Source organism: Agrobacterium sp. ST15.16.055, assembly GCF_027956555.1.
In the GTDB taxonomy this organism is placed as follows: domain Bacteria; phylum Pseudomonadota; class Alphaproteobacteria; order Rhizobiales; family Rhizobiaceae; genus Agrobacterium; species Agrobacterium salinitolerans.
The window spans coordinates 270,196-287,586 of record NZ_JAQKGN010000004.1 but is presented as its reverse complement, the minus strand read 5'-3'; the positions used below and the strand labels follow the sequence as shown (position 1 = coordinate 287,586).

The window sequence follows — 17,391 nt, the reverse complement described above, 5'->3', positions numbered from 1 at the left end:
TGGCGCGCCTCGACATAAATGCCGAGGCAGGCTAATCGGTAGACGGAATTTCAATCGTTTCAATTGCGCAAAGGAGGCTCATCTTGGCCCAGGACTCCGAAAAACTGCTCTCCATCCTCAAGCTCCAGCCGGTCGTACCGGTGCTGATCGTGGATGATGCCGCTTCCGCCGTGCCGCTTGCGCGCGCTTTGGTCGCAGGCGGCCTGAAGGCGATTGAGATCACCATGCGCACGCCGGCAGCTCTCGATGCCATCCGCGCCGTTGCTGCGGAAGTCGAAGGCGCCAATGTCGGCGCCGGCACCATTCTCAATGCCAAGGATTTCGAAGCGGCGGCGGAAGCCGGCTCCACCTTCATCGTCAGCCCCGGCATCAACAAAAGCGTGCTGGAAGCCGCGCGCGGTTCAAAGGTGCCGCTGCTTCCGGGTGCTGCCACCGCCAGTGAAGTCATGGCGCTGCGTGACGAGGGTTACAAGGTGCTGAAGTTCTTCCCCGCCGAACAGGCCGGCGGCGCACCCTATCTCAAGGCGCTGTCCTCGCCGCTCGCCGGCACCGTCTTCTGCCCGACGGGCAGCGTGTCGCTCAAGAACGCCAATGATTACCTTTCCCTGCCGAACGTGGTTTGCGTCGGCGGCTCTTGGGTCGCCCCGCGCGAGCTGGTGGCGACCGGCGACTGGGCGGGTATCACCAGGCTTGCGGCCGAAGCCGCCGCATTGCGCGCCTGATTTGCAATCTGTCAAACCCGTTCACGAAGGCGTGAGCGGGTTTGACATTTGTATTCGGGTCACGGCTCCCTATCTCCCCTGTAGATTTGACCTCTACAGGAGATTTTGATGTTCGACGCCAAGAAGCTTCTTGAACAATTCCTCGGCTCGCAGGTGCCAGGCCTTTCGGGAAGCGTCCGTGACAGAGCCGGGCAGGCCGCCGATATCGCCAGGAACAATCCCCTGAAAGCCGGTGCGCTCGCCGCCGCCATTCTGGGCACCAAGACCGGCCGCAAGCTCGCCGGCAATGTCGCCACCATCGGCGGCGTGGCCGCCATCGCCGGTCTCGGGTACCTTGCCTACAAGAATTACAAGTCCGGCCAGGCGCCTGAAGTCGCGCCGAAACCCGAGCCGGAGCTGCTCGCACCGCCCGCCGATTCCGCCTTCCATCCGCAATCTCCCGCCCTTTCCAATGATTTTGCGCTGAAGCTCATCCAGGCGATGATCGCCGCCGCCAAGGCTGACGGTCATATCGATGAGAAGGAGCGCGCCAATATCATGGACAAGGTGCAGGTCTCCGGCCTCGATAGCGAAGCCGAGCGGTTCCTCGAAAAGGAACTGGCCGATCCTCTCGACATCGACGCGCTGGTGGCAGCCGCCCGCACGGAAGAGCAGAAAGTGGAGCTTTACACCGCCTCGCGGCTTGCCATCGAGGCCGACACGCGGGCGGAGCGGGGCTATCTCGATCTTCTTGCCGGGCGGCTTGGGTTGCCGGATGCGCTGGTGGATCATATCGAGGCGACGGTGGTGGCGGCGAAGGTTTGAGGTAAGCGTTTGGCCTCGGCCGGCGCGGTTCACCCCCCTCTGCCCTGCCGGGCATCTCCCCCTCAAGGGGGGAGATCGACTCGCGGATAGGTCTCGCCTATCACGACGTTTGCGAATGAAGTGGTGTTTGTGCCTCCTGCCGATCTCCCCCCTTGAGGGGGAGATGCCCGGCAGGGCAGAGGGGGGTGAACCACACCCACCAACGCCACCGCATCCCGCCCCACATCCCCTGTTGTCATCCCGCCCCGCTTGCCCTAATCCTTCTCCCAGCAAATGGGGAAGAGAATGCGCGATCTGAGTGATTTCAAGGGATGTCCGCCGCCGCAGCCGGTGGTGTTGAAGGGTCGTTATGTGACCGCCGAGCCGTTCGACCGCGAAAAGCATCTGGAAAAACTCTGGACCGCCCTTGGCGGCGAGGGCGTGAATGCGCTGCTCAAATATTTCCCGCAAAGCGCCTTTCCCGATGCCAGCGCTTTCGGCGACTGGCTTGTCGGCGCAGGGCAGAAGCTTAACTGGGTCACGCTGGTCTTCGTTGAAAACGCCACCGGCGATATCGTCGGCATGGCGAGCTATATGCGGCCCGATCCCGCCAATGGCGTGGTCGAGGTCGGCTCCGTCGCCCATGGCGCGAAGATGAAACGCTCGCCTCTTTCCACCGAGGCGCATTACCTGATGGCGAAACATGTTTTCGAGGATCTGGGGTATCGCCGTTACGAGTGGAAATGCCACAATGAAAACGAGCCCTCCAAGATAACGGCGAAGCGTTATGGCTTCACCTTCGAGGGCGTTTTCCGCCAGCATATGGTCTCGAAGGGCCAGAACCGCGATACGGCGTGGTTTTCCATGATCGACGGCGAATGGCCGCTGATCGGCAAGGCCTTCGAAGCCTGGCTTTCGCCGGAGAATTTTGCGGCCGATGGCGCGCAGAAACGCAAGCTTGAGGATATCCGCGCGGAGTTTGCCGATGCCATTGCCTGAAAACCAGGCCCCTGAAAACCCGGCGCCTGAAAAGCCGAGCCACGGTAAGAAGGATTGGTCTCCGGCCCTCGCCGCCGCCCTCATCATCGTCGGTTTCGGGCTGGTCTTCTTCGTCATGCCGAAGATCATGCTGTGGCTGGGCGATTATTCGCCCTGGCTCGCCGCTGCCTTCGGTTCGGTGGCTGTGCTGTGTTTCTTCCTGCTATTTTGGCTGCGCGCCCGTTACCAGCGCCGCCGTGACGGTTAGAGCTGAAGCGACGCACCGAGCAGCAGCAGTCCCATGATCAGCACGAACAGCGCACCGGCGATCTCTATCGCATGGCTGATGCCGGCCGCCCTGCGGCTGCCGGGGCCGGCGAAACGCACGGCGAGGCCCTTTGCCGAGACGGCCATGATGGCGAGAGCCGATACCGTTATGGCCGTGCCGAGCGACATGGCGAGCACGGAGAGCACGCCGCCGAGATAAAGCCCGTTCAGAAGTGCAAAGCTCATGACGATGATCGCGCCCGAGCAGGGTCTGAGCCCGACTGCGATAATGGCGGACCACGCCTCGTGCAGGCTGAAGTTCTTGCCCTTCAGCAACATCGGGTCGGGCGCGTGGGATTTGCCGCAGGCGGTGCACAGGTCGCCCGCGCCATTATGCTCATGATCTGCGAAAACCGGCTTACCCTGGAAGCGCAGGCCCGTGCCCATGCCGGTCGTTCGCGGCATGGCGGTTTCACCTGCCGTGGCGAAAACGGGAACGGGTTCGCGCCGGATGCGCAGCGACCAGAGCTTTCGCACAAGCAGCCAGGCGCCGAACAGCGCCACCATGGCGAAGCTGGCGATTTCCATCGCCTGCGTGGCCTTCGTCATGGTGATGGAGGTGCCACGCAGCACCAGCCAGGCCGCACCGACAAGGCCGATGGCCATCAAACCCTGAATGAGCGCCGAAACGAAAGAAATGAGAATGCCGCGTTTCAACTGCGTTTCATTGGCGATCATGTAGGACGAAATGACCGCCTTGCCGTGGCCGGGGCCGGCGGCATGAAAAACGCCATAAGCAAAGGAGAGGCCGATCAGCGAGCTGAGCGCCCAGCCATCCTCGCGCATGGCCTTCAACGCGCCGGTCAGCGCACGGTAGAACATCTGCTGGTGCACGTTGATCCATTGCATCAGCGGCGCGAAGGGGCCGCCAACGGAAAAGGAAGGCTCGGCCGAGCCGATGCCGAGCGGCGACTGCGCATGGGCCGCACCGGCCACGGCAACGAGGCCGATGGCGACAGCGACGAGGCTTGCCCTGCGGCTCAGCATGATATCTCCAGCCGGGTGGCGAAGAGTTTGGTCATGTCGGTTCCGGTCGGATCGTTGAAGAAGGCATCGGTCAGCGAACTCTGGTTTTGCGAGATCACCTCGTCCGGATCGGGTCGGACGACATGATGCTTGCAGGCATTCAGGTCCTTGCCCTGCGTTGCTATATCGCCGTCCTTTGCGAAATCGATCGCCGTGTACATGGTCGGATCCCAGGCGCCGAAGGACAGCTTGCCCTTGACTGCGAGCGGTTTGGTTGGCTTCACGGAGAAGAACATCAGGATCTGGTTGTCCTTATAGTCCACGTGAATGGCGTCGGGCTTCCCAAACTCCACCGGTTTTCCATTGGCGGTGATGAAGGTGTAGTAGGAATATTCGGCAAGCGATTCCTTGACCGTATTGCCGATTTCCGCCAGCTCGTCCTTGTCGAGCTTCAGATCGCTGTTCTTGTCGTAATCCATCACCACGCTTGCGGAAAACATCTCGTCGAAACGCCAGATGTTGCGCACTTCCTGAACGGTGCCGTTCGGCCCCTCGACGATTTCCATGCGGGCTTCGGCAAAGATATGCGGATGCGCAACCGCCGCGACGGGAACGCAGGCGAGGCCGGCCGCGAGGAGCAAAAAGCGTCTGTTCATTATCCGGTCTGTCCTGCCTTCGAATCTTGAAGGCCCGACTCTAGCAGAAATTGGGACCGAATTTCGACCTGATGGGTTTGATCCTTCGCGCGGGCCGCCAAGGAATTTCAGAAGGTGCCGCTGAAGCGCGAGGTGATGCTGGAGCCGCTATAGGCAAGATCGGTATCGCGCTCGCCATGCAGCAGGCGGTTGAACTCCAGCTCAAGCTTGCTGTTCTTGCCGGTATCGAAGGACAGCGTTGCGACCAGCCTGCGCTCGCTGGTATCGTAATTATAATAGATCCAGTCCTTGTGGACGCGATGCAGCGCAAGATCGAGCCCCACCTTTTCGGTGAGCCTGCTTTTCATGACGAATTGAAAGCGGCGATGGAATTCCGCAATCGGATCATCCGGATCGAAAAGCGCATAGTCCTGCGAAAAGCCGACGCCGAAGGCGATGCGATCGGTGGCCTTCACCTCGGCCTCGGCCCGCAGATAGGGGCGGGTGTGCTTTACCTTGTCGCTGATCTCATCGCCGGAAATGGATGTGAAACCCGCTTCGGCCAGAACCGCGAAACGGTCGGAGAACCTGTAACCATAGGCCAGAGAGCCGCGCAGCGTTTGGGCCGGGAAACGTTCATATTTTTCCTGCTGCCCCTCAGGCACGGCGATACGGTCGTAAACAAGCGTCAGCCCCGCCTCGCCACCGCCGAGCGATCGTGCATGTTCGGCCTTCAGCGATAAAAGCGCCTCGTTGGCTTCCAGTCGGGTGGGCAGGAAATAGGCCGGGCGGAACCGCGCCTTGCCTTTCATCAGGCTGGCGATGCTTGCCGTCAAGGTGTTCTTGCCGCCAAGGGCGAGGATGCCGAGCTGGGAAGACGCCTCCAGCTTGTGATCCAGCTGTCGGTAACCAATGTCTTCTTCCGGCAGATGCAGGAAAATATCGCCGGCATCGCTGCGGGTACCGCGCAGCTCAACAGCCCATTCCAGCTTGTCGGAAAAGCGCTTCGTCAGACCCAGTGTAGCGATGGTGTTATGTTCATTGGCGAAACGATAGCGGGGTAGGCGAACCTCTTCCTGCTCGAGCGAATAACGCAGCTCCGCCCCCTCCAGCGTTATCTTGCCATTGAGCCCGAAGCCGGTGCGCAGCGATATCGCGCTCAGCCGGTTGGTGTCGGCGAAATAATTGCTGTCATAAGCAATGCCGGATTTATAGGTGACATTGTGCTCCTCGGCCTTTTGCTGCGCCTGCGCGCCGCAGGCGCAGGCAAGCCCAAGAACAAGCGCGATATATCCCCCCAGCCGCATTCGCATCTCCGGTCGCTAATTAAGCAATATCTTATATTTGGATGGTTAATAAAGTCTCCCGCACCGTTTTACGTTCGGAGCCGAAATTCATGGCGTCTATGCCGAAATAGAGATGGTGAGCTCGAAAAGATGATGTGTAAAATTCTATTAAAATCACCAGTATTAAAGTTAATTTTTCATTGTAATATTAGCATTTGCTTGAATTAGAATCCTCTAAATATACAGTTCAGTTACGCCAGATGGCGTGATCAAGCAAAAGAGGAGAGAGAAATGATTGCAAAGTTCGCTTGTGTAGCCGCTATTCTTACTGTCGCTTCCGTTGGTCAGGCCAATGCGGGCGGTCTTCTGGGAGGCATCCTGTCCGGCAACAGCAACAAGGGCGGCGCCCTTGTCGTCGTCTCGCCCAGCATCGATCTCGGTGTCAACGGCATCCTGTCCAATAACGGGATTCTGAATGGCAACAAGACCGGCATTCTGAACGGTGTGCTGAACGGCAACAAGACGTCCGTCGATGTCATCGACAACAAGAACGGCGGCGGCAAAAAGCGCCGGCACTAACTGAAACGTGGAACGGGATGGCGAAACCATCGGGCTTTTCCCCATCCCGCTCCAACGGAACAGCTCGAAAATCATCAGGGATTTCCGACGCAGACGATGCGCGCAGCACATAAGCCGGCAACGATCCTCGAGTTGCGTGTGTTTGACGCATGGCGTTTCCGGCAAGAACAAACGGCGCATCGCATGACTGGAAGAGGGCCTCGCGGCCCTCTTTTTTGTCCGGTTTCTTCACAACATTGAAACCGAGCCGGTGTACCGGATGGGGAAGACGACTTGTTTTCTTCGAGAAGCGAAACCGCATTCGTTCCTTCGGACGGGCTTGAACCACAGAGCATTTTGGTGTGATGGTGGTCGCCGTCATCCCGTGCCGCCTCCCAGCCTTCACTCGATTCCCATGCCACAGAAAAGCACTTTGCCGGGCGCTTTCGATCGTCAGGCCTATATGATCGCGCTGCTGGTTTTCATCGCCGGCAGCACCAATGCTGCCATTGTGCCGTTTATCGGTTTCTACATCATCCAGGTGCTTGGCCATCCGCCGGCAACGCTCGGCCTTTACAGCGTGACGGCAGCGCTTGCCTCCATCATCGCCAGCCGTATCTATGGCGAGCGGGTGGATGCCGGTGTGCGGGTGAGGCCGTTGCTGCTGCTTTCCGTCGCCGGGGCTTTCGTGGCGGCGGCGGCGGCGAGTTTCGGGCATCTGGCGCTGCTGGTGGCGGTCACGGCGACAGGCATGGGGCTTTCCAACGCGGCCACCACACTTGTCTTCAGTTACGGCCGTTATCATGGCCGGATCGAGGCGCTCGATACCATCTCTTATAATGCTTTCCTCAGGATGATGGTATCGCTGGCATGGATGTTGTTGCCGGCTGCCGCCTTTCTGATTGTCGATCTCGCCGGTGCAAAGGCCGTCTTCGTGAACGCGATGCTGATGGCGGCCACCTGGGGAGCGCTTGCGTTTACAATCGTGCCGCGTGGCCAGACCTGCCCGATGGAGCGGCGAGATGAAGGCGGGGTCGATACGGGGCGCAACTTGCCGCTATTGATGGCGGCGGCAGCGAGTTTCTGCATGTCTTTCGCCCACGCTCTTTGCGCCTCGGCCCTGCCGGTGTTTCTGGTGCGTGAGGTGGGCTTGCCGGACTATGCGCCGGGCCTTTCGCTCAGCGTCAAATGCGCCATGGAAGTCCTGCTCATTCTTCTTGCGCCGCGCATCATGCGCCTGATCAGCGCACGGCTGCTGCTGAGCGGCGCGGCGATAACGGCGATCATCGCCTTCAACATCATCGCTTCCGTCACGACCCTGCCCGCAATGCTGCTGGGCGCTGCGATGGAGGGTGCATATTACGGCCTTTTTGCCGGCACCTGCCTCACCTTCGTGCAGGGCTTTGCCCGCGGACGCACGGCCCGGGCGACGGCGCTCTATATGAATTCGATTTTTCTCGCCGCGCTGTTTGCGGTGCCGCTAATGGGGTTCGTATCGCAATATGCCAGCTTCGGCACCTCTATTCGCCTTGCTTCAGTCGGGGCGGGTGCGGCGCTGCTGCTGCTGTTTCTGACGCGGCGGCAAGTGGCGGAATAGGGCGTTCCGGCGAAAGTGCGGAGCAACCCATTACGCCATCCCTCAAGCCGAAATATCGATGATCCCGCAATCGCCCGCTTCGGACGCAAAGGCGAGCAGTTTGCCGGTAGCGCTCCAGTCCATGGACGTAATAGCGCCCTTGCCGGGGCGGCGCAGCAGGGCTTCCTTGCCGTCGGCGAGGCGCACGCCGAGGATCATGCCGTCGATGAAGCCGATGGCGAGTACATCTTCCACCGGATGGAAGGCGACATTGGTGGCCATGATATTGGCGCGGCTACCGAGTTCTTCCGGGGCCTTGCCCATCGGGCCATCCTTGCCGGAGAAGGGCCAGACGATTGCGGCGGGGGCGCCCGATGAGGCGAGCCACTTGCCCTTTGCCGACCATGACACGGATTTGACCTTGGCGGGATAACCCGTCATGCGCATGTGGCGGGCTTCCATGCCGCCCTTGGTGGCTTCCATCTTCCAGCCGTGCAGGGCGTTTTCCTGCATGGTGGTCACAAGGAACTTGCCATCGGGCGAGAAGGTGACGCCGGTATGCGCACCCTTCCATTCCAGATCGACGGGATCGCCCGATGTTCCCACCCAGTGCAGTGTCACGCCGTTATAACGCGCCACCGCGATGCGCAGGCCCTTGGGGGCAAAGGCGATTGCCTCCACCGTGCGTTCTTCCTTGAATTCCTTGACCGTGCCGTCCGACAGCCGCACGAAGCTGGATTTGCCGACGCCATAAGCGACCGCCTTCTGCGGGCCGCCGGCAACGACGCCCACCCATTTGCGCGGTACATTGGCGATCTCGCTGATGCTGCCATCATGGCCGATGCGCAGCACGCGCCCGTCTTCGCCGCCGGAAAGCAGCGTGGCGCTATAGGGGTCACGAATGCAGGTCAAAAGACCGTCATGCGCCTCGGTCACCTTCTCGCCGCCATCCAGCCGGTGAATGGTGCCGGCGGCGGTGGCAAACAGAGGAATGTCGCCGAGAAAATGGGTCGAGACCACGTGGCCTTCGATATCAAGCGGGGCAACAGTCGGCATGGGGCATCGGTCTTTCGTATCAGTGTTTTTTGTTTGGTGGATTTCGGTCGCTGACAAAGGTCGGGAAGACCCGTTGGTGCGGTTTCAACCCGTTGCGTCATGGTCGGGCTTGACCCGGCCATCCACATGCTGGCGGCAATGGGTCCTCGGGTCAAGCCCGAGGATGACGTCGAGCGTGGGGAGGCACCGAGCATGAGCGTCTCGGTGCCTTCCCTTGAAAACCTCAGGCCGTCGCGAGGCAGGCGTTAAAACTCTTTTCCAGCTTCTCGCGGTCCAGTTCGCGGCCGATGAAGACGAGGCGGCTTTCGCGCTTTTCGTCTTCCTTCCACGGGCGCTGGTGATCGCCCTCGATGATCATGTGCACGCCCTGCACCACGTAACGTTCCGCATCGCCCTTGAAGGCGATGATGCCCTTGAGGCGCAGGATGTTCGGGCCGTCTGTCTGGGTGACTTTCTGGATCCACGGGAAGAACCGCTCGGGGTTCATCTCGCCGCCGCGCAGCGAAACCGACTGTACCGTCACGTCATGGATCGGGGAGACCGCGCCATGGTGGTGATCGTGGCCATGGTCGTGCGCATGGTCATGATCGTGGTGATGATGCCCGTGATCGTGGTCATGATGATGGTGATCATGGCCGTGGTCGTGATGATGATGATCGCAATCGGGGCCGCAAACGTGGTCGTCATGGCCGTGCTCGAGGAAATGCGGGTCGTTTTCCAGCGCGCGTTCCAGGTTGAAGGCGCCCTGATCGAGAACCCGGGCGAGATCGACGCCGGAACGGGTGGTCTTGTAGATACGGGCGGAAGGATTGATGGCGCGCACGATATCTTCGATGCGGGCGACTTCCTCCGGCGAAACGAGATCGGTCTTGTTGACGACAACGACGTCGGCAAAGGCGATCTGGTCTTCGGCCTCGCGGCTGTCCTTCAGGCGCAGCGGCAGATGCTTGGCGTCAACGAGGGCAACGACAGCATCTAGCTCGGTCTTGGCGCGCACGTCGTCATCCATGAAGAAGGTCTGGGCGACAGGAACGGGGTCGGCAAGACCTGTGGTCTCGACGATGATACCGTCGAAACGGCCCGGACGGCGCATCAGGCCTTCCACGACGCGGATAAGGTCGCCACGCACCGTGCAGCACACGCAACCATTGTTCATTTCGTAGATTTCCTCGTCGGATTCGACGATCAGATCGTTGTCGATGCCGATCTCGCCGAATTCATTGACGATGACAGCGTATTTCTTGCCGTGGTTCTCGGAGAGAATGCGGTTGAGAAGCGTCGTTTTGCCGGCGCCGAGATATCCCGTCAGGACGGTGACTGGAATGGGCTTGGCTATAGCTGTTTCGGTCATGGAAACCTCGTGTGGAGCAAGGCCGGTCGCGGCCTTAAGGAATAAGTGTCGTCGTCCATATAGGCGCGACGTTCCGGCAGTTCAAAGGGATTCTGGCCGGTTTCGGCTGAGTTTTTCAAATTTTGTTATGAAATAACGTTATGTCAAAAGCGTGGACATCTTCAAGCAGTTCGACGAGGCCCGATACAGCATGGGAAATCAGCCTTTCGCCCTTTTCGGCCGAGGCGACTGCCGCGTTTCCGGCAACGCCATCGGGATTCAGGTCGCTCATCAGCCAGCCGAAGGCGTGGGGGCCATAGGCGCGCAGATGTCTGAAGCGCTGTGCGAAGTCGCTTTGGCGCGAGGGGAAATTCTCGGCTTTTTCCATCGCCACACGTTCGGGGTGAAGCGCGAGCATGACGGATGTCTCGATATCGCCGCCGTGGATGTCGACCGCCTTGTCCTGCGGCTTCACGATATCGGCAGGCACGCCGAAACGGGTCCAGCTTGTGGCGACCGCCAGCATACCGAAACGGGCGCGGGCCTCGGTGGCGACGACGGTCATCAGCGGTGAATTGCCGCCATGAGCGTTCAGCATCACGAATTTGCGCACGCCCTTTTTATATTCCGCCTCGGCGATGCCGAGCCAGCGCTCGATGGCTTCATCGTAACGCAGTGTCTTCGTGCCCGGCACGTCCATGTGTTCGATGGAATAACCGACCGGCTCGACCGGCAGGAACGAGACCGGCAGATGGGCCGGCAAAACGGCGGCGAGGCGGGAGACGATGCCTTCGGCAATCAGCGTATCGGTCTCGAAGGGCAGGTGCGGACCATGCTGCTCGTGCGCACCGAGCGGCAGGACGGAGATTGCTCCTGTTGCGCGAAGATGAGGCTCTGTTACGTTTTCGTCGTGATAATGCGTGTATGAGTTTGGCATCTGGCAGTCCGCGCGTGCATTCGATAAGGATTTCCAGCAACATATATCGGTTCCGCCACAGGGTAAAAGGCACTCGCATATGAGCAAGGACAAATCCGGGAACAAGGACAAAAGCGCCAAGAAGGAAAAGGGCGGCAAGAAGGCCAAGGACGCCAAAAAAAGGGATGAGAATTTCAACCCCGAGGAACTGGCGCAATCCATCACTCAGGCCGCCCGCTCCATGCGCACGGCGCTGAGCCACAGTCTTGCCGAAAGCGGCCTTTATGCCGGACAGGACGGCGTTATCCTGGCGCTGGCGCAGGAAGGCAGCCTGACACCCGGGCAGATCGCCCAGAAACTCGGCGTCAAGGCGCCCACCATGACGCGCACGATCGGCCGCATGGAAGCCCAGGGCTTCGTGGAGCGCAGCGGTGACGACGAGGATGGCCGTGTGACGCTGGTGAAGCTGACGGAAGCGGGTCTGAAAAGCGTCGAACACATCAATGTTTCCATCGCCAATTGCGGCGCAAGAGCCGTCGAGGGGCTTTCGGCCAAGGATGTGCGTAACATCGTTAAACTCTTGAAGGCGATAGACGCCAATCTTCAATAATTTTTGCTGAAATTTTTAAAAGAACCATCTGTTTTGTGGGTATTCCTTAAACGGGTTGCGGATTTTGTTTAAATTGTTTAATTGCAATTTAAACGGAGCTATCCGTCATCGACGTGCGTTTGGGGAGGAATGCCGTGGCCCAAAAGGTCAAATTGTCCACGATTGCCGAAAGCCTCGGACTTTCGACCGCCACCATTTCTCTTGCATTGCGCGATAGCCCGCTGGTCGCCGCCGATACGCGGGAAAAGATCAAGGAACAGGCGCGGGCGCTGGGTTATATCTATAACCGCCGCGCCGCCAGCCTGCGCACCTCCCGCTCCGGTATTGTCGGCGTGGTGTTCCACGATGTGATGAACCCCTTCTATGGCGAAATCCTGAAAGCCATTGAAAGCGAGCTGGACCGCAGCCGACAGACGTTCATCCTGTCCAACCACTACGATTCGGTGGAAAAACAGCGCACCTTCATTGAAACGCTGCTGCAGCTCGGCTCTGACGGCATCATCATGTCTCCGGCCATTGGCACGCCGGTCGAGGACATGACGCTCGCCGAAGAAAACGGCATGCCCGCCATTCTGGTGGCCCGCTCCATGGACGGCGTCGACATGCCAACCTATCGCGGCGATGACAGCTACGGCATTTCGCTCGCCACCAACCACCTCATCAGCCTCGGCCACCGCACCATCGCCATGGTTGGCGGTACCGACCAGACCTCGACGGGGCGTGACCGTTATCAGGGTTATGTCAATGCGCTGCGCAAGGCGGGCATCGAGGTCGATCCGAACCTGCGCATTCCCGGCCCGCGCTCCAAACAGGGCGGCTTCGAGGCGGCGGTGCATTTCCTCTCGCTGCCGCAGAAGCCGACCGCCGCCGTGTGCTGGAACGATCTCGTCGCCATCGGTCTCATGAACGGCATTTCCCGCGCCGGTCTGGTGCCGGGTGTCGATATTTCAGTAACGGGCTACGACGATCTGGAGGAAGCTGCCATCGCCACCCCGGCGCTGACCACCGTTTCCAACGGCCAGGCCGAGGTGGGGCGCTTGGCGGCCCGCGCGCTGCTGGACAGGCTGGCGGGCAGCCATGAACCTGATGGTATTCACCTCATCAAACCGGAAATGCGCATCCGGCAATCGACTGGGCCGGTGCGGCCGCGGGTGTGAGCTTAACCCCACGGCAGGAAGTGGTCTTGGCGACGCCAGCCGCGCCGAGGTCAATCCTCGGGCCTGTCCCGAGGATCCGCAACCTATTGATTTTGTTGGCATGGTTAGACCCTTGGACAAGCCCAAGGGTGACGTTGCGAAAAGCTGTATCCATCGCGCTCAATGCCGTGATGTGTGCTCCTTTTAGAAGGTCACACCCTGCAGCGATGAAACAGCCCGGCACGACGGTGCGAGGCGCCGCCAAAAAATCGGCATGAAACCTCCGTCTGCCTCCACAACATCCCCTTATTGGCCTTTTCACGGCGGTCGTTGTTTGAAAAGATCGCCGCCATGAGGAGTGGGATGGCAAGCGGTTCGCTTGACGACCACTCCTGATATCGGAATGTTATCTGGAGGAATATCCGCTCATGTCTGGCAAAAAGGCCGTCGTTCTCATTCCCGGCAAGATAAACCCGCGCGTTCTCGAACGCCTCGAAGGCAAGGTCGAGATTGTGGCAGTGCCTGCCGGTGCCGAGCCGGTTTTGCCGGAGGGCGCGGCCGGACGCGTCAATGCGATTGCTGTTTCTGGCGCCGTCAACGCCAAATGGATCGATGCGCTGCCGAAGCTCGAGATCATCGCCAATTTCGGCGTGGGTTATGATGGTGTCGACGCCAAACACGCCGCCACCCGTGGCGTCGTGGTGACGAATACGCCTGATGTGCTGAATGACGAAGTGGCCGATACGACGATTGCGCTGTTGATTAACACCGTGCGCCGTCTTTATCAGGCCGAGACCTGGCTGCGGGATGGCAAATGGGTTGGCGAAGGCCCGTTCGCACTGTCGCCGTTTTCGCTGCGCGGCCGCAAGGTCGGCCTGTTCGGCATGGGCCGCATCGGCCAGGAAATCGCCAAGCGGCTTGAACCCTTCAAGGTGGAGATCGGCTATCACACCCGCAGCAAGCGCGACGAACTCTCCTACACCTATTATGGCTCGCTGAAGGAAATGGCAGAGACCGTCGATACGCTGATCTGTATCGTGCCGGGCACACCAGAGACACACAAGGCGATCAATGCCGACGTGCTGACCGCGCTCGGGCCTGAGGGCGTGTTCATCAATGTAGGCCGCGGCTCCAGCGTCGATGAGGACGCACTGCTTGAGGCGCTTAAAAGTGGCGCTTTGGGGGCTGCCGGTCTCGACGTGTTCTATGCCGAGCCGAAGGTGCCGGAAGCTTTCCTGTCGCTGCCGAATGTCTCCCTGCTGCCGCATGTCGCCTCCGCCTCGGTTCCCACCCGCAACGCCATGGCCGATCTGGTGGCCGATAATATTCTCGGCTGGTTCAGGGACCGCAAGGTGCTGACGCCGGTGCCGGAGACGCCGGTCAAGGGCTGAGGCCTTTCCTCCGTCCTCGGGCTTTTGTCCCGAGGATCCAAACACGTCGCGTTAGAGCAATCGTTTGCAGATGCTCGGGACAGGCTTGAGCATGACAAAGGAGGTGAGCGTGGCGCTCACCCCCTATCTGTCCCTATTCCGCAATTTCCTCCGTCGCCACCCAGCGCCCTTCTGCAAATGACCGGGCCATGGCGTGAATGCTGCGCTCGATCTTCAGCCCTTCGTCGAAATCGATGATATGGGCCTTCTTGCCTTCCATGGACGCTATCAGTTCCCGGCATTCGATCACTTTCAGATCGTTGAAGCCGAGGCCGTGGCCGGGGGCTGGGATGAAGCGGTCGTAGGGCTTGTGGTGGGGGGCGGTGAGAATGGTTCTAAAGCCCTGTTCTTCCGGGCGTCCGTCCGTGGTGTAGAGCTGGAATTCGTTCATTCGCTCCTGATCGAACAGGATGGAGCCGGTGGAGCCATATATCTGGATGGCGATGCGGCCCTTGCGGCCCCAGGCGGAACGATTGGCGATCAGCACGGCGGAAATGCCGCCTTCCAGCTTCAAGAGAACGCTGGCAAGATCATGCGTCTCGACCGCACGTTCGCCACCGCCGGCAAGCGGGCGGGTTTCGTAAGGTTTGACCATGTCGGTGATGGCGCTTTGCGCGTGGCCGAACAGGGCGAAGAGCAGTGACAACGGATGCACGGCGAAATCATCCAGCGCACCGTAACCGGAGGATGCCTCGCTCTTCCAGTAGAAGGTCTGGGTCGCGTCTGCCATGAAGTCCTCGTCCATTTCGGCCCGGACGTGATAGACCTTGCCGATGGCGCCTTCGTCGATCAGGCGGCGGATATGGCGGATGACGGGGTTCTGGATGTAGTTGTAACCCATCGCCGCTGCCTTGCCGGATCGGCGGGCCGCATCGCGCATCTTCACCGCGTCAGTAAAGGCAGGCGCCATCGGCTTTTCGCACCAGACGTGCTTACCGGCCTCAAGTGCGGCAATCGCCATTTCCGGGTGAAAGGCATTTGGTGTGGTGACGGAGATGACGTCGATCTCCGGGTCTGCCAGCAGATCGCGCCAGTTGCCCGTGGAACGGACGAAACCGAACTCCGCCGCTTTTTTGGCAGCAAGCTCCGGGTTGACTTCCGCGAGCGTCACGAGGCGGGGGCGTTCCACATCGCCGAAGACGCTGGTGACGTTGTTCCACGCAAGCGCGTGGCATTTGCCCATGTAACCGGTGCCGATAAGGCCCACGCCAAGAGCGGCCATGGTCATTCCTCCCAAAATTTAAAGTGAAAATAGCGGTCAGGGATTATCGCGCTTGAAAATCCAGTCATGATCGGGATGGTTCTTGAACCGCCATTTGCGCATCGGCCCGGCCATCACGTTCAGATAATACATATCGTACCCATAGGGCGCGCCGCAGGGGTGGTGACCCTTCGGCACCAGCACGACATCCCCGTCCGATACCGCCATGGTCTCGTCCAGCGAGCCGTCTTCGGTGAAGACGCGCTGGAAGCCGAAACCCTGCGCCGGGTTGAGCCGGTGATAATAGGTTTCTTCCAGATAGGTCATGTCGGGGTAATTATCCTCATCATGCCGGTGCGGCGGATAGGACGACCAGTTGCCCGACGGGGTGAAAACTTCCGTCACCAGCAGGCTGTCGGCCACATCGCGCTCTTCCATGGCGATGGGGAAAATGTAACGCGTGTTGGCGCCCTTGCCGCGCTCGGTCAGCTGCACGCCATTGGGGCCAATCTGCTGCGCCTCGCGGTTGCCTTTTTCGCCGGGCGCGGTGCAGACACCGATTGTGCAGTCCGTCGTGGCGGTCAGCGACCATTCGGAGCCGGCGGGAACATAAACGCAGTGCGGCGGCTTGCGCTCGAATACATTCATGCGGTCGCCGAGTTCACCGAAGTCCTTACCGCCTGCGGAAATCGTCGCCTTGCCTTCGACCAGCACGAGGATGACTTCCGTATCGCCGGTGTTTTCCGCCGCCGTTTCGCCCGGCTTCAGGCGGTAAAGGCCGAAACCGACATAACCCCAATCCGCGCTTTGGGGCGTGATATCGTGCACCTTGCCGCTGGTCGCGACCGGCTTGCGCAGAAGTGAGGTCATGGTGGTGTTCCCTTTTTTGGTCAGTCGTTCAATTCATCGGGCGGCTATTCCCGCGTTTCCCTCATCCCGGTGACGAGCACAGGAACGAGGGAGAAAAGGCTTCAAGCAGCCTCAGCCTTGTCCAGCCCCGCTTCGCGCGCAAAAGCCTTCAGCGATTTCAGCCCAAGGCTCTGATATTCAAACGGGTTGCGCACATCAGGGTCCTGTTCGGCCTCGATCACCAGCCAGCCGCTGTAATTGTGCTCGGCGGCAATTTTCAGCACGGCTGAGAAGTTCACGCCGCCCTCGCTGTCACCTGGCACGGTGAATACGCCGCGGCGAACGCCTTCGAGGAAGGAAAGCCGCTCGTTCCGAACCTGCTCGGCAATGACTGGGCGCACGTTCTTGGCGTGGATATGGCCGACGCGGCCCATGTATTTCTGCGCGACGCGGACGGGGTCGCCGCCGCCGAACAGGCAATGGCCGGTATCGAGCAGCAGATGGGTCTTCGGACCGGTATGCTTCATCAGGAGATCGATCTCCTCTTCGCTCTCGACCACCGTTCCCATATGGTGATGATAAACGAGGGTGATGCCCTGTTCCGCGGCAAAGGTGGCCAGCGCCTCGACACCTGCGCCGAACTTTGCCCAGTCCTCGGCCGCAAGGCGCGGACGGTCGACCAGCGCCGTGTCATCGGCGCCGTGGATGGCGTTGGAGGTTTCGCAGACGATGATGACCTTCGAGCCCATGGCCTTCAGGAGATCGAGCGCCGGCTGCATGGCCTTCTTTTCGGATTCGATGTCGTCGGTCAGGAGGTTCAGCGAATGCCAGCCGGAGACGAAGGAGAGGCCGCGCGGCGAAAGCACGCCCTTCAGGCCTTCCGGGTCGGTCGGGAATTTGTGCCCCTTCTCGATACCGTCGAAACCGATCTTGGCGGTTTCATCGAGGCATTGTTCCAGGCTGATATGCGCACCCAGCGTCCGGTCGTCGTCATTGGACCAGGCAATCGGGTTGGTTCCGTAACGGATCATC

At 60.2% G+C, this 17,391-nt stretch carries 19 protein-coding genes; 9 read left to right on the top strand and 10 right to left on the bottom strand.

Going from position 1 to position 17,391, the window contains the following annotated elements; genetic code table 11:
• The first annotated feature begins 83 nt into the window (after positions 1 to 83).
• From PL599_RS09455 to PL599_RS09440, 4 genes are all read left to right on the top strand, one after another.
• On the top strand, positions 84 to 722 hold the full coding sequence (locus tag PL599_RS09455) for a 2-dehydro-3-deoxy-phosphogluconate aldolase (protein WP_077984065.1): 639 nt from the start codon (positions 84 to 86) through the stop codon (positions 720 to 722).
• A 108-nt stretch (positions 723 to 830) separates the two neighbouring features.
• On the top strand, positions 831 to 1,526 hold the full coding sequence (locus PL599_RS09450) for a tellurite resistance TerB family protein (protein ID WP_077984064.1): 696 nt from the start codon (positions 831 to 833) through the stop codon (positions 1,524 to 1,526).
• A gap of 285 nt (positions 1,527 to 1,811) precedes the next feature.
• Entirely contained in the window at positions 1,812 to 2,504 is a 693-nt protein-coding gene (locus tag PL599_RS09445; RefSeq protein WP_137411964.1) for a GNAT family N-acetyltransferase, read from the top strand.
• Positions 2,491 to 2,751, top strand: a complete 261-nt coding sequence (locus PL599_RS09440) for an intracellular growth attenuator family protein (protein ID WP_149148271.1) — start codon at positions 2,491 to 2,493, stop codon at positions 2,749 to 2,751. Before PL599_RS09445 ends, PL599_RS09440 begins: the two co-directional genes overlap by 14 nt.
• Here PL599_RS09440 and PL599_RS09435 read toward each other — a convergent pair.
• The 3 genes from PL599_RS09435 to PL599_RS09425 all read right to left on the bottom strand — a co-directional run bounded on the left by PL599_RS09435 (position 2,748) and on the right by PL599_RS09425 (position 5,718).
• The gene (locus PL599_RS09435) at positions 2,748 to 3,797 is read right to left on the bottom strand and encodes a nickel/cobalt transporter (protein ID WP_077984061.1); all 1,050 of its coding nucleotides are present in this window, start codon (positions 3,795 to 3,797) and stop codon (positions 2,748 to 2,750) included. The genes PL599_RS09440 and PL599_RS09435 overlap by 4 nt on opposite strands.
• Positions 3,791 to 4,432: a DUF1007 family protein gene (locus tag PL599_RS09430; RefSeq protein ID WP_173991521.1), complete on the bottom strand. Its 642-nt coding sequence runs from the start codon at positions 4,430 to 4,432 to the stop codon at positions 3,791 to 3,793. The genes PL599_RS09435 and PL599_RS09430 overlap by 7 nt, the downstream gene beginning before the upstream one ends.
• A gap of 107 nt (positions 4,433 to 4,539) precedes the next feature.
• Complete coding sequence (locus PL599_RS09425) at positions 4,540 to 5,718, bottom strand: hypothetical protein (RefSeq protein WP_137411967.1); 1,179 nt, start codon at positions 5,716 to 5,718, stop codon at positions 4,540 to 4,542.
• A gap of 270 nt (positions 5,719 to 5,988) precedes the next feature.
• Here PL599_RS09425 and PL599_RS09420 point away from each other — a divergent pair, with 270 nt between their 5' ends.
• Positions 5,989 to 6,276: a hypothetical protein gene (locus PL599_RS09420; RefSeq protein WP_077984058.1), complete on the top strand. Its 288-nt coding sequence runs from the start codon at positions 5,989 to 5,991 to the stop codon at positions 6,274 to 6,276.
• Here the strand turns inward: PL599_RS09420 and PL599_RS09415 are convergent.
• Entirely contained in the window at positions 6,233 to 6,637 is a 405-nt protein-coding gene (locus tag PL599_RS09415; RefSeq protein ID WP_269824848.1) for a hypothetical protein, read from the bottom strand. The two genes, PL599_RS09420 and PL599_RS09415, sit on opposite strands and share 44 nt — an antisense overlap.
• Positions 6,638 to 6,670: 33 nt before the next feature.
• On the opposite strand from PL599_RS09415, the gene PL599_RS09410 reads away from it, so the two are divergent.
• Positions 6,671 to 7,852 (top strand): MFS transporter, encoded by a 1,182-nt coding sequence (locus PL599_RS09410; RefSeq protein WP_142913150.1) that lies wholly within the window; start codon positions 6,671 to 6,673, stop codon positions 7,850 to 7,852.
• Between the two features lie 42 nt (positions 7,853 to 7,894).
• On the opposite strand, the gene PL599_RS09405 is transcribed toward PL599_RS09410, so the two are convergent.
• The 3 genes from PL599_RS09405 to PL599_RS09395 form a co-directional block, all read right to left on the bottom strand.
• Positions 7,895 to 8,887, bottom strand: a complete 993-nt coding sequence (locus PL599_RS09405) for a WD40 repeat domain-containing protein (protein ID WP_142913148.1) — start codon at positions 8,885 to 8,887, stop codon at positions 7,895 to 7,897.
• 223 nt (positions 8,888 to 9,110) lie between these two features.
• Entirely contained in the window at positions 9,111 to 10,238 is a 1,128-nt protein-coding gene (locus PL599_RS09400; RefSeq protein ID WP_080793899.1) for a CobW family GTP-binding protein, read from the bottom strand.
• Between the two features lie 115 nt (positions 10,239 to 10,353).
• Positions 10,354 to 11,154, bottom strand: coding sequence for a creatininase family protein (locus tag PL599_RS09395; RefSeq protein ID WP_137411970.1), 801 nt, complete (start codon positions 11,152 to 11,154; stop codon positions 10,354 to 10,356).
• 79 nt (positions 11,155 to 11,233) lie between these two features.
• On the opposite strand from PL599_RS09395, the gene PL599_RS09390 reads away from it, so the two are divergent.
• The 3 genes from PL599_RS09390 to PL599_RS09380 all read left to right on the top strand — a co-directional run bounded on the left by PL599_RS09390 (position 11,234) and on the right by PL599_RS09380 (position 14,270).
• Entirely contained in the window at positions 11,234 to 11,743 is a 510-nt protein-coding gene (locus PL599_RS09390; RefSeq protein WP_077984053.1) for a MarR family winged helix-turn-helix transcriptional regulator, read from the top strand.
• 134 nt (positions 11,744 to 11,877) lie between these two features.
• Complete coding sequence (locus PL599_RS09385; protein ID WP_142913140.1) at positions 11,878 to 12,900, top strand: LacI family DNA-binding transcriptional regulator; 1,023 nt, start codon at positions 11,878 to 11,880, stop codon at positions 12,898 to 12,900.
• Positions 12,901 to 13,307: 407 nt separating this feature from the next.
• Positions 13,308 to 14,270: a 2-hydroxyacid dehydrogenase gene (locus tag PL599_RS09380; protein ID WP_271359040.1), complete on the top strand. Its 963-nt coding sequence runs from the start codon at positions 13,308 to 13,310 to the stop codon at positions 14,268 to 14,270.
• 133 nt (positions 14,271 to 14,403) lie between these two features.
• Here PL599_RS09380 and PL599_RS09375 read toward each other — a convergent pair whose 3' ends face one another.
• The 3 genes from PL599_RS09375 to iolE form a co-directional block, all read right to left on the bottom strand.
• Positions 14,404 to 15,531 carry a Gfo/Idh/MocA family protein gene (locus tag PL599_RS09375; RefSeq protein ID WP_269824850.1) on the bottom strand — a complete coding sequence of 376 codons (1,128 nt, stop codon included), beginning with the start codon at positions 15,529 to 15,531 and terminating at the stop codon, positions 14,404 to 14,406.
• A 36-nt stretch (positions 15,532 to 15,567) separates the two neighbouring features.
• Entirely contained in the window at positions 15,568 to 16,380 is an 813-nt protein-coding gene (gene iolB / locus PL599_RS09370; protein ID WP_269824851.1) for a 5-deoxy-glucuronate isomerase, read from the bottom strand.
• Between the two features lie 101 nt (positions 16,381 to 16,481).
• A complete protein-coding gene (gene iolE, locus PL599_RS09365) occupies positions 16,482 to 17,390 on the bottom strand; it encodes a myo-inosose-2 dehydratase (RefSeq protein ID WP_142913134.1) in 909 nt (302 codons plus the stop codon).
• Position 17,391: the final 1 nt, after the last annotated feature.